15 protein-coding genes are annotated in these 12760 nt (G+C 60.9%); 11 read left to right on the top strand and 4 right to left on the bottom strand.

Features of this window, described 5'->3' with window-relative positions; genetic code table 11:
* The first annotated feature begins 90 nt into the window (after positions 1-90).
* From FHP89_RS13740 to FHP89_RS13725, 4 genes are read left to right on the top strand one after another with little or no spacing between them, the layout of a single operon-like run.
* A complete protein-coding gene (locus FHP89_RS13740; RefSeq protein WP_144178521.1) occupies positions 91-1374 on the top strand; it encodes a cytochrome P450 in 1284 nt (427 codons plus the stop codon).
* Positions 1375-1411: 37 nt separating this feature from the next.
* Complete coding sequence (gene rd / locus FHP89_RS13735) at positions 1412-1576, top strand: rubredoxin (RefSeq protein ID WP_144178519.1); 165 nt, start codon at positions 1412-1414, stop codon at positions 1574-1576.
* A 52-nt stretch (positions 1577-1628) separates the two neighbouring features.
* Entirely contained in the window at positions 1629-2864 is a 1236-nt protein-coding gene (locus tag FHP89_RS13730; RefSeq protein ID WP_144178511.1) for an NAD(P)/FAD-dependent oxidoreductase, read from the top strand.
* 13 nt (positions 2865-2877) lie between these two features.
* Positions 2878-3198 (top strand): 2Fe-2S iron-sulfur cluster-binding protein, encoded by a 321-nt coding sequence (locus FHP89_RS13725; RefSeq protein ID WP_144178509.1) that lies wholly within the window; start codon positions 2878-2880, stop codon positions 3196-3198.
* A gap of 173 nt (positions 3199-3371) precedes the next feature.
* On the opposite strand, the gene FHP89_RS13720 is transcribed toward FHP89_RS13725, so the two are convergent.
* The 3 genes from FHP89_RS13720 to FHP89_RS13710 are packed head-to-tail and all read right to left on the bottom strand — an operon-like array spanning position 3372 to position 4946.
* Complete coding sequence (locus FHP89_RS13720; RefSeq protein ID WP_144178502.1) at positions 3372-3635, bottom strand: cytochrome C oxidase subunit IV family protein; 264 nt, start codon at positions 3633-3635, stop codon at positions 3372-3374.
* Entirely contained in the window at positions 3632-4228 is a 597-nt protein-coding gene (locus FHP89_RS13715; RefSeq protein WP_186300326.1) for a cytochrome c oxidase subunit 3, read from the bottom strand. The genes FHP89_RS13720 and FHP89_RS13715 overlap by 4 nt, the downstream gene beginning before the upstream one ends.
* Positions 4221-4946, bottom strand: a complete 726-nt coding sequence (locus FHP89_RS13710; RefSeq protein WP_144178493.1) for a hypothetical protein — start codon at positions 4944-4946, stop codon at positions 4221-4223. The genes FHP89_RS13715 and FHP89_RS13710 overlap by 8 nt, the downstream gene beginning before the upstream one ends.
* Positions 4947-5165: 219 nt before the next feature.
* Here FHP89_RS13710 and FHP89_RS13705 point away from each other — a divergent pair, with 219 nt between their 5' ends.
* The 7 genes from FHP89_RS13705 (at position 5166) to FHP89_RS13675 (ending at position 11350) form a co-directional block, all read left to right on the top strand.
* Positions 5166-6185 carry a helix-turn-helix transcriptional regulator gene (locus tag FHP89_RS13705; RefSeq protein WP_144178489.1) on the top strand — a complete coding sequence of 340 codons (1020 nt, stop codon included), beginning with the start codon at positions 5166-5168 and terminating at the stop codon, positions 6183-6185.
* Positions 6186-6411: 226 nt separating this feature from the next.
* A complete protein-coding gene (locus tag FHP89_RS13700) occupies positions 6412-7560 on the top strand; it encodes an acyl-CoA dehydrogenase family protein (RefSeq protein WP_144178487.1) in 1149 nt (382 codons plus the stop codon).
* A 45-nt stretch (positions 7561-7605) separates the two neighbouring features.
* Positions 7606-9042: an aldehyde dehydrogenase gene (locus FHP89_RS13695; RefSeq protein ID WP_144178485.1), complete on the top strand. Its 1437-nt coding sequence runs from the start codon at positions 7606-7608 to the stop codon at positions 9040-9042.
* A gap of 94 nt (positions 9043-9136) precedes the next feature.
* Positions 9137-9664, top strand: a complete 528-nt coding sequence (locus FHP89_RS13690) for a MarR family winged helix-turn-helix transcriptional regulator (protein WP_144178483.1) — start codon at positions 9137-9139, stop codon at positions 9662-9664.
* Between the two features lie 42 nt (positions 9665-9706).
* The gene (locus FHP89_RS13685) at positions 9707-10480 is read left to right on the top strand and encodes a hypothetical protein (RefSeq protein WP_144178481.1); all 774 of its coding nucleotides are present in this window, start codon (positions 9707-9709) and stop codon (positions 10478-10480) included.
* Positions 10481-11083 (top strand): cytochrome c oxidase subunit 3 family protein, encoded by a 603-nt coding sequence (locus FHP89_RS13680; protein WP_144178479.1) that lies wholly within the window; start codon positions 10481-10483, stop codon positions 11081-11083. It abuts the gene before it with no gap.
* Between the two features lie 6 nt (positions 11084-11089).
* Entirely contained in the window at positions 11090-11350 is a 261-nt protein-coding gene (locus FHP89_RS13675) for a cytochrome C oxidase subunit IV family protein (RefSeq protein WP_144178477.1), read from the top strand.
* Positions 11351-11552: 202 nt separating this feature from the next.
* On the opposite strand, the gene FHP89_RS13670 is transcribed toward FHP89_RS13675, so the two are convergent.
* Positions 11553-12758 carry an MFS transporter gene (locus tag FHP89_RS13670; protein WP_144178475.1) on the bottom strand — a complete coding sequence of 402 codons (1206 nt, stop codon included), beginning with the start codon at positions 12756-12758 and terminating at the stop codon, positions 11553-11555.
* Positions 12759-12760: the final 2 nt, after the last annotated feature.

The raw sequence follows: 12760 nt of genomic DNA, 5'->3' as shown, positions 1-12760 counted from the left end.
TCCCCTAGTCTTCCATCACGGCTTCCCGAATCCACAGACCGGCATCAAAGCTGGCACCAGGAACCCGAATCAACCTAACGGAGATACCTGATGAGCACCCCCATCATACCGACCGAGCTGGTCGCCCCGATCTGGAACCCCGCCTCTTACGCGAACCGCGACGCAGTCGAGCAGATCTTCGCCACCTTGCGCCGCGACTATCCGCTGGCGATGTGCGAGGTACCCGGTTACAAGCCCCACTGGATCGTCACCAAGTACAAGGATGTACGCGAGGTCTCGCGCCTGGACGACATCTTTCACAGCGGCGACATCTCGAAGACGCCCGCATCGATCATGGCCGAGGCCATGATGGCGGAGTACAGCGGCGGCAAACCGCACATCTTCCGCACGCTGGTGCACATGGACAAGCCTGACCACACCGAATACCGCAATGTGGTCAAGGACGTGTTCATGCCACAGAACGTGGCCACGCTGAAAGACGGCGTACTGGCGTCGGCGCGCGAATTTGCCGACCAAATGGCCGACATGAACGGCGAGTGCGACTTTGCCGAGACGATCGCCATGCGCTACCCGCTGCAAGTGATCTGCGACCAGATTGGCCTGCCGCGCGAAGACCACGCCACCATGCTGCGGCTGACCCAGTGGTTCCTCAGCTACGCCGACCCAGATCTGTGCCGCCCCGGATCGGTGCTGACCGACCCCGAGCAGCAGATCAAGACCTGGCAGATCGTGTACGACGAATTCAAGTCCTACTACACCGATCTGGTCGCCCAGCGACGTGCCGCGCCGCGCAAGGATCTGGCCACGCTGATCGCCCACGGACAGATTCACGGTCAGCCCATGGACGAGCGCGGCATGATTTCCTACTTCGTCATCGCCTCTACCGCAGGCCACGACACCACTGCCGCCACCATTGGCAACGCGATGTGGATTCTCGCCCGCGATCCTGGCTTGTTTAGCCGCATCAAGGCCGACCGCAGCCTGATCTCCGGCTTCGTCGAAGAGGCGATTCGCATCTCGACACCTCCGATGGCCTTTGTCCGCTCGGCCACGCAGGACTATGAGCTCTCCGGTCAGCAGATCAAGAAGGGCGACCGCTTGTACGTGTCCTATCTGTCGGCCAACAAGGACGAGGAAGTGTTCGATGCGCCGTTCGCCTTCCAGCCCGACCGCACGCCCAACCGGCACATCGGTTTCGGTTTCGGCTCGCACATCTGCGTCGGCCAGCACCTGGCCCGACTGGAAATGCGAACACTTTGGGAAGAACTGTTCGAGCGCCTTGAGTGGGTCGAGATGGCCGGCGAAGGCCAGTGGCAGGAATCCGAGTTCGTGTGCGGGCCCAAGCGGGTACCCATCCGCTACAAGATGAACTAAACGCGCCCCCCGACAACACACCAACCAGGAGAAACGCATGCGCAAGTGGCAATGCACCACCTGTGGCGACATCTACGACGAAGCCATCGGCGACCCAGACAGCGGCATCGCCCCCGGCACCCGCTTCGAAGACATTCCGGACGACTGGATGTGCCCGACCTGCGGGTCCACCAAAGACAGCTTCGAACCCTACACAGAATAAGAAAACGGGCCGTCCCGCACGGCCCGGCATCCGCATACAAACGGAGACCCCAATGAGCGAAACCCCAATCGCCAAACCGCATGTGCTCGTCATCGGCGCCGGCCATGCCGGCGGTGCCCTCGTCGGCCAGCTACGCCAGTTCGGCTTTGCCGGGCGCATCACTCTGGTGGGCGACGAGCCCCACACCCCCTACCACCGCCCACCACTCTCAAAAGCGTGGCTCAAGGGCGAGACCACGACCGAGAAGCTCGCACTCAAACCCGGTAGCTTCTACGAAGAGCAGCACATTGGCCTGCGCCTTGGCGAACGCGTCCAGGCCATTGAACCCGACGCCCATCGCGTGCGTTTCGATGACGGCACAACGCTTGACTATGACTGGCTGGTGCTCGCCACCGGCGCCCGGGCAAGGCAGCTGCCCATCCCGGGCGTGGGTCATTCAAATGTACTGAGCCTGCGCAATCTGGCCGACGCCGAGCGCCTGCGTAACGCACTCAAGGTCGACCGCAAAGTAGTGATCATCGGGGGCGGCTACATCGGCCTGGAATGCGCGGCCACTGCGCGTGCGCTCGGCGCGGAGGTCACGGTCGTCGAGCACGCGCCACGTCTGCTCGCACGTGTAGCCAGTGCATCAATCGCCACCTTCCTGCAATCGGAGCACGAAGCCCAAGGTGTGCAGTTCCGACTCAATACCGGTATCGACGCCATCGAGGGCGAGCACGCGGCCACAGCAGTGCGCCTCAGCGATGGAACTCGCCTGCCGTGCGACCTGGTGATCCTGGGCGTTGGTGCAGAACCGGCAGCCGAGCTGGCGCTAGCCGCCGGCCTGGCCTGTGACGACGGTGTGACGGTGGACGCAGATTGTCGCAGTTCGCACCCCGACATCTTTGCCATTGGCGACATGGCCAAACGCCCCATCCCGATCTACGGCAGGCCCATCCGCCTAGAAAGCGTTCCGGGCGCCGGCGAACAGGCGCGACGCGTGGCCGCGGTGCTGTGCGGACGTGAGCCCTCAGCGCCGGAAGTGCCGTGGTTCTGGTCCGACCAATACGACCTCAAACTGCAGATCGTCGGCCTGATCGACACCGACGCGACCAGCGTAGTCCGGGGCGATCCGGCCAGCCGCAGCTTTGCGGTCTTTCATGTCAAAGACACGCGCGTGGTCTGTGTCGAAGCCATCAACAGCCCCCCCGCCTTCATGGCTGGCAAGAAGCTCGCCGCATCAGGCAAGCCAGTCACCCCATCCGAACTGGCCGATTCTTCGGCCGACCTGAAAACCATTGCCGCGTAACACGGAGACGGACATGGCCAGAATCACTTTCATCGAATCCAACGGCACCACCCATACGGCGGACATCAACGACGGCACCTCGCTCATGGAAGGCGCGACCGGTCACAACGTGCCGGGCATCGACGCCGACTGTGGCGGTGCAATGACCTGCGGCACCTGCCTGGTACACATCGATCCGGCATGGGTCGAACGAACCGGCACACGCTGCGAGCACGAACAGCAAATGCTCGAATTCGCGGGCCGCGACGGTGACAACGCCCGCCTGTCCTGCCAGATCATTGTCGACGCCACACTCGACGGTCTCGTCGTACGGCTACCCGAAGCGCAAATCTGAATCCGCGTCAAATTGCGGCCGGGCGCGCATGGGCGCACCCGGTCGGCCGCGAGCCAAAATCAAAGACTGCCAATTTGCACCATGGAGCACATGCTCAATCAAGGTCAGGATTTCGCCACGCTGACCGTCAAGGCCCCCACGCACGAAGCAAAACTCAGCCAAGCCACCAACAATCACGCCACCGAGTAGAGACCGAAGATCATCAACACACAGATCAGCAGCCAGGCGTTAAAGAACACGCGCAAGCCGGTGGGGGCCTCGTTCAGCTCCATGAATCGATAGAGCACCAGCCGCGCTTTGACGCCTGACAGCGCCATTACCAAGGCGACCGAGAGTGGTTTGATGAACACCGCTTCGGCAATGGTGAATCCTGTCACCGTCACCACAACCAATGTCAGCCAGGCGACACCCAGTTTGCGTTCCTCGAAGCGCTTCATGTCTGGACACCCAATAAGTACAGCATGGCAAACAGGAATATCCAGAGCAGATCCACCACATGCCAGAACAGCGCGGCAGACTCGAGCCACAGCGTGAAACGCGCTTCTATCTCATGCACACGGACTGTCAAGACCGCCAGGTAAATCAGCGCTCCCATCCCGGTCAGGTAGTGCAGCAGGTGAAAGCCCGTCAGCGCGTAATAGAAGGTATAGAAATCGTTGGTCAGCGGCGTAATGCCGTCGCCAACCTTGCTCCCGTACTCGAAAATTTTCACAAACGCAAAGCCACTGGAGACAACAATAGCGGCCACCAGCCGGCGACGCGTCCGATCGACGCTGCCGACCCGGCAGGCGGCCACAGCCAGCGCCACCAGCCAGCTCCCGGTGATTAGGATCAGGGTGTTACCAAGGCCGAGCAAGGCATTTAAACGATGTGCGGACTCGGCAAACAGCACAGGCTGGCCAAGCCGCTCCACCATGAACACCAGAAAAAGCAGGCCGAAACTGACACTGTCCGCAACAAGGAAGATCCAGATGCTTTGGAAGGGCTTCCGCCCTGCGGCCAGTTCAGGTCGCCCCAAAGCGTCAGGCAAGTCCTTTCCCCTGTGCATGTTCGCGCTGAAGACGAACGACCGCCTTGTCCAAATGGATCGCTGTCGCCATCCAATAAACGAAATACGCGGAAAACTCGATCCAGTAGTTGATCAGTCCGCTTCGGGAAAACGCCCCATCGGTCACCAAAGGCATAAAGACTTCAAGCACAAAACCGATGCCCACGCAGATCGCAAGCCAGCACACCCAGGCAGGCATCAGCGGCACTTCGCGGGGATCTTTCAGAAAGCCGATCCCCATGGCCACCATGCCCATGGTGGTGATCGTGAAGGAGTTGTCGAAAAAGAACCATCCGAAGTCAAAGAACATCTGCAGTGTTCTCGGGTCCATTACCTCAGGGCGATACGCAACGGTCAGCCATACTGAGCAGGGCAAAGCGAACACGATCCACGTCAGGCCCGTTCCCCACAGGGCGATGGTCGACAACACATTGTTGTCTTCTTCGGTTGCCTCCATGACCTTGCAGATGCCAAGCCCCCAGAGAAAGTAGGCAAAGGAAACGACCAACTGGCCAATCATGCCGATTCGGATCGAACTGGCGTTGGCAATAATCTCAGCCGCAAAGGCATCCGCGCTCAAGCTGGCCGAATACGGTGGCACGTTCTGGCCCAACACCCCCCAGAAGAATATGGTCGCCGGCAGCATGAAAATGCCAGCCAGCGTGAGAAATCTGTAATAGCGGTATGGATTTTTTTTCATGCAATGCCCCGATGCTTATCGTTACAGGAATCGCAGCGAAGCCATCGGGAATGACTGACTGCCTCCCCCCGGTAAATTTGAAGCGCTCGCCACTCACAGCGACATCGCATTTGCCTGCGGCGTCGCCTGACTCACATAGTATTTATAAATACCACTTCAAACTTGACATTTGGCGCCATAAACTTGATCTAACGCGCCACGACAAACAAGAGACTCGACATGCATCTGATTCGAATTGGTGCCATCGGCGGCGTTGAGGCGCTGACCCGCAAGTTCGGCGGCAACCCCATCGAACTGATCCAGCGGATCGGCCTGAGTCCATCCCAGTTTCGCGATCCCAACACCTTCATATCGCTGGCAAAAATGGCGGAACTCGTCGAACTGTGCTCGATCGAGTGCAAGAATCCGCTGTTCGGACTTTCCCTCGGCCTACGACAGAACCCAGGGGTGTTAATGGATCTCCTGGTGACCGCATCTCAGGAAAAAACCATCCATGAGGCCATCGAGAATTTTTCCAATCATCTCTATCTGCATGCCACCGGCGTCCACCTCGACCTGATCACAACAGGCAGCGAAACCCGGATCCAGTTCTGCTTTGAGATCACCACGCCTTTGGGCATCGAACACATGGTTCAAGTAGGCGCAGGGCAATTGATCAATTTCATCTCGAGCATGGTTCGCGACACGGATCGACGTCATCTCAGCTTGTGTTTGCGTCAGGGCGCGCCGCACCACGCCTCGATTCCCGATGGCCAGTGCCCCTATCCGGTCATTTTCTCCAGCACTTTTGACGGCGCCTTAATCTGCGCCTCTGTCGCCAATCAGCCACCACATCTCGACGAAGAGATATTGAGCCGGCACTTCAAAGAGTATTTGTCGTATCTCAAAGCCCGCTACCCGGGCAATTTGCTGAGCCAGATGAAAGAGGTGATCGGCCGGCTATTGCCGTCCGGCGAATGCTCGGTCGATCAAGTCGCCGCTACCCTGGATCTGAGCCCGCGCTCCTTGCAGCGAATGCTTCTGCAGGAAAACACCAGCTATGGACTGCAGTTGCAGGCGGTGCGATGCGCCATTGCCAAACAACATCTTGAGCACGGCCTCCTGCCAATCACCGAACTGGCGTTGAATCTGGGCTATTCCGACATCTCCGTATTCAGTCGCCATTTCAAACGATGGACCGGCGCGTCACCACGGGCATGGCGCAACGCAGTCAAGACGTCCCGCTCACATCAGGGGTGATATTTCCCCCCTTGTCACGCGCACGTGCTCCAGCCTGTCGCCGACGCCGACGCCGCTCCACACGGGCAAGTCCGCAACCAGTTGATGCGTCCGGGGCTGAGCGCAACTGGCCAGCGAATGAATCAACTTTCCCGGTTCAGATTTAGCCAACCCTAACTTTGGTCGTGGGGACCGTCATCATTCAGATGGTACGGTGGCAAACGAAAATATGGAGCCACGTCAATCCATGATCCCTGAACGGCCGCTCCTCTATGAGGAGGAACACCGCCTCTTCCGCACCTCGGTGCGCCGATTCGCCCAAGTCGAGATCGCACCTCACTTCGATCGCTGGGAAGCGGCCGGTCAGGTCGATCGTAGTTACTGGCAGGCCGGCGGCGCTGGCGGCTTGCTATGCCCCTCGGTGGCCGAGGTCTATGGTGGCATCGGTGGCGACTTCCGCATGAACGCGGTAGTGATCGAAGAGCTGTGGTACGCCGGCTACGCCGGACCCGCTGCAAATTTTTCGGTGCATAGCGACGTGTGCGCCGGCTACCTGGTTTCGTTCGGCACAGAATCGCAGAAGCACGGCTGGCTGCCCGGCATGGTTTCGGGGGACGTGGTATGTGCCATCGCCATGACCGAGCCGGGCACCGGTAGCGACCTGCAGGGCGTGCGCACCCGGGCCACGCGCGACGGCGACCATTACGTCATCAACGGGCAGAAGACCTTCATCTCCAACGGCCAGCACTGCGACCTGGTCATCGTGGTTGCCCGCACTGGCAGCGACAGCGGATCTGACCAGATGAGTCTGATTCTGGTGGAGACCGCACGCGAGGGATTCAATCGAGGCCGCAAACTGGACAAGCTTGGTCACCTGTCTGCCGACACCTCGGAGATGTTCTTCGACGACGTGCGCGTGCCGGTAGAAAACCTGCTTGGCACCGAAGGCCGGGCTATGGCGCAACTCATGAGCGAATTACCTCAAGAGCGTCTGACCATCGCACTCCAGTCCATGGCCGCCGCTCAACGCGCCTACGACATCACTTGCGACTACGTGCGCGAGCGCAAGGCGTTTGGAAAAGCCATTGCAGAATTTCAGAACACCCGGTACCAACTGGCCGATCTAAAAGCCGATCTCACCGTCGGTTGGGCCTACGTCGATCAGTGCATCAGCCACCACATTCGCGGCGCCCTCTCGCAACACGACGCCTCAGTGGCCAAGCTGTGGTGCACCGAAATGCACGGCCGGGTAGTGGACCAGTGCGTGCAACTGCATGGCGGCTACGGCTTCATGCGCGAATACGAAATCTGTCGCCTGTATGCCGATGCGCGCGTCCAGCGCATCTACGGCGGCACCTCCGAAATCATGCGCGAGCTGATCTCGCGCAGCCTGTAACGCCCTGCCTTGAAGCGGCAAAACACACAAAGGAGACATCCCAAAATGAGTATCGATCATCAGCATATTTTCGTCGGTGGCCAGTGGATCACCCCCAGCTCGCAACAACGGGCGAACGTCATCAACGCGTCCACCGAGGAAGTGATCGGCAGCGTACCCAAGTGCAATAACGAAGACATGGATCGCGCCGTCGCTGCTGCCCGTGCAGCCATGCGCAATCCGGCCTGGGCCGGGATCGACGGCAAGGGCCGAGCAGCGCACATGCGCCGCTTCGCCGATGCCATCGAGAAACGTGGCGACCGTCTGGCCCAATCGGTGAGCCTGCAAAACGGCATGCCAATCAATGTTGCTGACCAACTCGAATCGGCCTTTGTGGTTGGCCTGCTGCGCTACTACGCTGCACTGGCCGAAAACATGGTCGAAGAAGAAGCCCGTCCGTCGCCGACCGGCTCCACCACACTGGTGCGTCGCGAACCCGTCGGCGTCGTCGGGGCCATCATCCCGTGGAACTTCCCGGTGGCTCTGCAGACCTTCAAGATCGCCCCGGCGCTGGCCGCCGGCTGCGCCATCGTCATCAAGCCCTCCTCGGGCACCGTGCTCGACAGCTATGTGCTGGCCGAAGCGGCCGCCGAAGCCGAGATGCCGCCGGGGGTTATCAACTGGGTGCCGGGCGATCGCGGCATCGGCTCGCACCTGGTCACCCACCCGGGCGTGGATAAAGTCGCCTTTACCGGCTCCACCGGCGCCGGCAAGATCATCGCCGAGGAATGCGCCCGCCTGCTACGCCCGGTCACCCTAGAGCTGGGCGGCAAGTCAGCCGCGATTCTGCTCGACGATGCCGATCTGGACGCGGTGCTGGCCAGTTTGCCCATGAGCTCCGTACTTAACAACGGTCAGGCCTGCTTCTCCTGCACCCGAATCCTCGCACCGGCCAGCCGTTACGACGAATTCGTCGAGGCCATTGCCAGCACGGTCGGTAACTATCCGGTCGGCGATGCACTCGACCGCAATACCGTCATCGGCCCTATGGCCTCCGCCGGCCATCGCGACAGCGTGCAGCGCTACATCGATCTGGGCACTGACACCGCGCGCCTGGTGGCCGGCGGCGGACGCAGTAACAAGGATCGCGGCTTCTTTGTGAACCCGACCGTGTTCGCCGATGTGGACAACAACTCGCGCATCGCCCGCGAGGAGATCTTCGGCCCAGTGCTGTCGATCATCCGCTACCAGGACGAGGACGAAGCGATCCGCATCGCCAACGATTCGGAATACGGCCTGGGCGGCACGGTGTGGTCCACCGACCGCGAGCATGCCATCGCGCTGGCCCGCCGCGTCGAGACCGGCACCATCGGCATCAACGGCTACATGCCCGACCTGAACGCCCCCTTCGGCGGCGTGAAGAACAGCGGCCTGGGCCGCGAGCTGGGCCCCGAATCCATGGGCGCCTACCTGCGCTACAAGTCCATCTATCAGCTCGGTTGAACGGCGCCGATCAACCCGCCCCCGGCTCTCCCACACACGGCGTGGGCGCGCCGGGGGCGGCTCGAATAATTCAGCGGTGAATGACTCACGTTTTATGAACGGACAACAACGACTCTCGAAGGTCGCGCTCAGCACCCCGCGGATGGCCAGGGCGCTCCCCGGCATTCCGATGGATGGCACGGTCATGGTGCGGCTGCTGCGCATCAGCGGCTCGGGCTTGAGCGACTTTTTTGAACCCGCCTTTCGCGCACTGGATCTTTCCGAGCACTCCTTCCACGTCCTCTGCCTGCTCGTCGCCGACGAAAGCGGCGCCGCCTCGCCGAGCGAACTGAGCGACATGGTCGGCACCAGCCGCTCGAACATGACTCGCATTCTCGAAGAACTCGAACGCGCCGGCTGGGTGGCACGCTCGGTGGCACCGCGCGACGCACGTCGTCACGTGATCGCCATTACCGGGCCGGGCCGGGAGAAAGTGAGGCAAACGGTGCCACGCATCGCCGAGCCCATCGAGCGCGCCTTCTCCGACTTGAGCGAGGAGGAGTTCGCGCTACTACAGCACTTGTTGCGCAAGCTCGTCGTTTCATTAGACAAGGGCAGCGCGCGCCTCGACGCCGTGGCCTGATTCCCATCCCACTGTTTCCATAGATCTATTGGACGACACGCCATGGACGAAAATACGAAGATCCTCTATCAAAAGCTCTCGCTCTACAGCGGCCCATTCTTTGTCATTACCTTCATCATCTTCTGGGCCTGGCTCGGGCAAAACCTGCCGCCACCGCACCCGGACTGGCCGGCCCAGGCCTTCTCCGACCGCTATGTCGACCACCTGACCGGCATCCGTGTCGGCTTTCTGGTTTCGCTGATCACCATCTGCTTCTACCTGCCATGGACCGGATACGTGACGGCTCGCATGATGCGCATCGAGACAGGCCGCTACCCGGTGCTGTCTTACCTGCAACTCATGGGGGGATGTCTCACCGTCATGGTGGTGTCGATCAGCATGTGGTGCTGGGTGGTCGCCGCCCAGCGGCCCGAACGCTCGCCGGAAATCACCCAGATGTTGACCGACGCGGGCTGGTTGATGAACGACACCGTCTACATGTGCACCGCCCTGCAGATGTTTGCGATGGCACTGTGCTTTCTGGCGGACAAGAAGAGCACGATTCCGGTCATGCCCAACTGGGCCTGCTACCTCACCATCTTCTGCGGAGCCACCTTCTTCCCGGCGAGCCTGACCGCCATATTGAGGGATGGTCCGTTTGCTTACGATGGCCTGATCGGATACTGGCTTCCCTACCCCGCCTGGCTGATCTGGCTATTCGTCGCCACGTATTACCTCCTTGCGGACCTGAAGCGCCGTGCCCGGACGGACGAGGGCAAAGATATCGTGGCGCCGATCGTGAATCAGATGCTGGCAGACGCGGGCCGGGAGAAGTAGATGAGAGCGCACCCCGTGGTCGGTTCGGTATTACCCACACCGCGCGACGGCCGCCGCTTGCCCGGCGTCGAAGGCGTTTGGGCATTTGTGTTTGCCGACATGACGGTATTCGCTGTCATGTTCGCCTCCTTCATGATCGACCGTCACGAGAACCCGGCACTTTTCGAAGCGTCACGGCAGGCCCTGAGTCTGGATTTCGGTGCGGTCAACACCCTGATCCTGCTGACAAGCTCCATGTTCGTGGTTCTGGCCATCGACGCATTGAAGCATGCCCACCCGCGCTTGGCGCCCGTGTTCTTCGCGCTCGCCCTGACCTGCGGGCTCGCATTTATCGTGTCCAAGACGCTCGAGTACATGGCGAAATTCGATGCCGGCATCTCGATGCTGACCAACGATTTCTTCATGTACTACTTCATCATGACCGGGATGCACTTGGGGCACGTCGTGGTGGGCAATGTCATTCTTGCTGTGTTGTGGTTCAAGTCCCGATCTGTGTCAGCCTCTGGCGGGAATCTGACCGTATACGAGAGCGGCGCAACCTACTGGCACATGGTCGATCTGTTGTGGATCTGCCTGTTCCCGCTACTGTATCTGGTGCGGTGATTGCCGATGAGTAGCGCAGTCAGATCCACGTTAGCAGTATGGTCTCTTCTGATGCTCAGCACCGCTGCGTCAGCATGGGGATTCTCCCTCCCTGTCATCGCGCCAGTGGTATCGACCATCGCGGTGATGGTGGTCTCGGCGATCAAGGTCGGGCTGGTGATGGCGTTCTTCATGGAGTTGCGAAGCGCACCCTTGGCCTGGCAGCTGACTGGAACGCTCTGGGTCGCCGTGGCCGCGTCGATGGTCGTGACCATTTACCTGTACTGAGCCCCCGCCCCTCGCGGCCGGGCCTGAACACCTCCATCGGAGGCTTGAAGAACAGCGGCATGTGCCGCAAACCGGACCCCGAGCCTCTTGGCGCCTATCTACGCTACAAGTCGATCTACCAGCTCGGCTGATGCGTGACCGGCCGGCGTTCCGATTGGGAACGTCGGCCTAGCCATGACCGTTCAACGGCAAGCTGCCGCCGTCACTTCACATTGGCAGGCGCCGCCGACGACACGGCGGGCTCTTCGCGACGCCACTCGACCAGCAATAAAGCAGCACAACCGAGCAGCGCATAGGCCTCGAGCAACGGACCGGCACTTCCATCAAACGAGCGGCCGATGCTCAAACCGAGAACCGCCGAGAGCAGCATCGTCACACTCCCGAACAAGGCGGCCGCCGCGCCCGCCGTATCGGCGAAGGGTTGCAAGGACAAGGCGGTCAGGTTGGGCACGAGCAGGCCCATCGCGGCAAGATTTCCACACGCAATCAACGTAAATTCGAGCAAACCCAGTGACTGACATCGGAGGGCAAGCACGCCGACTAGGCTGACGCCCACCTGGACGAGCAGTCCGATCCGAACCAGTCGCCAACTGCCCACACGGCACACCAGCCGGGCGTTGAGGATGGCCGCCACCGCAGTGAACGCACAAACGAAGGCCAACAGCGGGACGAAGCGTTCTGACGCGGCATAGGTGCCCTGAAAGATCGCCTGAGCCGAGGTGAGGAAACCCACATGTGCGCCCGTCACCATGCCATAGGCCAACATGCTGCCAAGCGCGGGCCGATGACGGAGAATGCGACGATAGGCGTGAAACGCCGACAACTGTGTCTCGGCGCATGCGCATGGGCGAGGCTGAGACTCGTCCAGTCTCGCCCCGCTCCATACCAGCACCACCAAGCCGATCAATGCCAGCAGGTTCGAGCTGTCACGCCAGCTGCCGACGTCCAGCAGGTATTGCCCAAGCACGGGGGCGACAATTGGCTCGAGCAGCAGTAGTGCCATGGCCAATGAGAACAGACGGGCGAGCCCGCCGTCGTGGCAACGATCACGTGCCACCGCATAGATGGCGACCCGCATCGCACCGGTACCAACCCCTTGCGTCCATCGTGCCAGCACAAGCCAATTGGCATCGGACGCTTGGCTGACAAGCAGCGCCCCGAACACGAATAACGCCGTCCCCATCAGAAATATGGGCCGCCGACCAAGTCGATCAGCCAGCGGGCCGAAAAAGCACTGAAGGCAGCCAACGCCAAAGAGAAATGCAATCAGTGCCATCCGCCCGGACGATTCGCCGATGGCTACGATGTCACGATCGATGCGCCTCACCGCCGGCACCAGGAGATCGGTGGCCATGGCGCCGGAAATCAAGGTCAGCGCAAGAAGGGCAACGAATTCACGCGCGCGCATCC

This window comes from Denitromonas ohlonensis (assembly GCF_007625205.1).
Classification (GTDB): Bacteria; Pseudomonadota; Gammaproteobacteria; order Burkholderiales; family Rhodocyclaceae; genus Nitrogeniibacter; species Nitrogeniibacter ohlonensis.
This window is presented reverse-complemented; position numbering and strand designations above follow the sequence as displayed.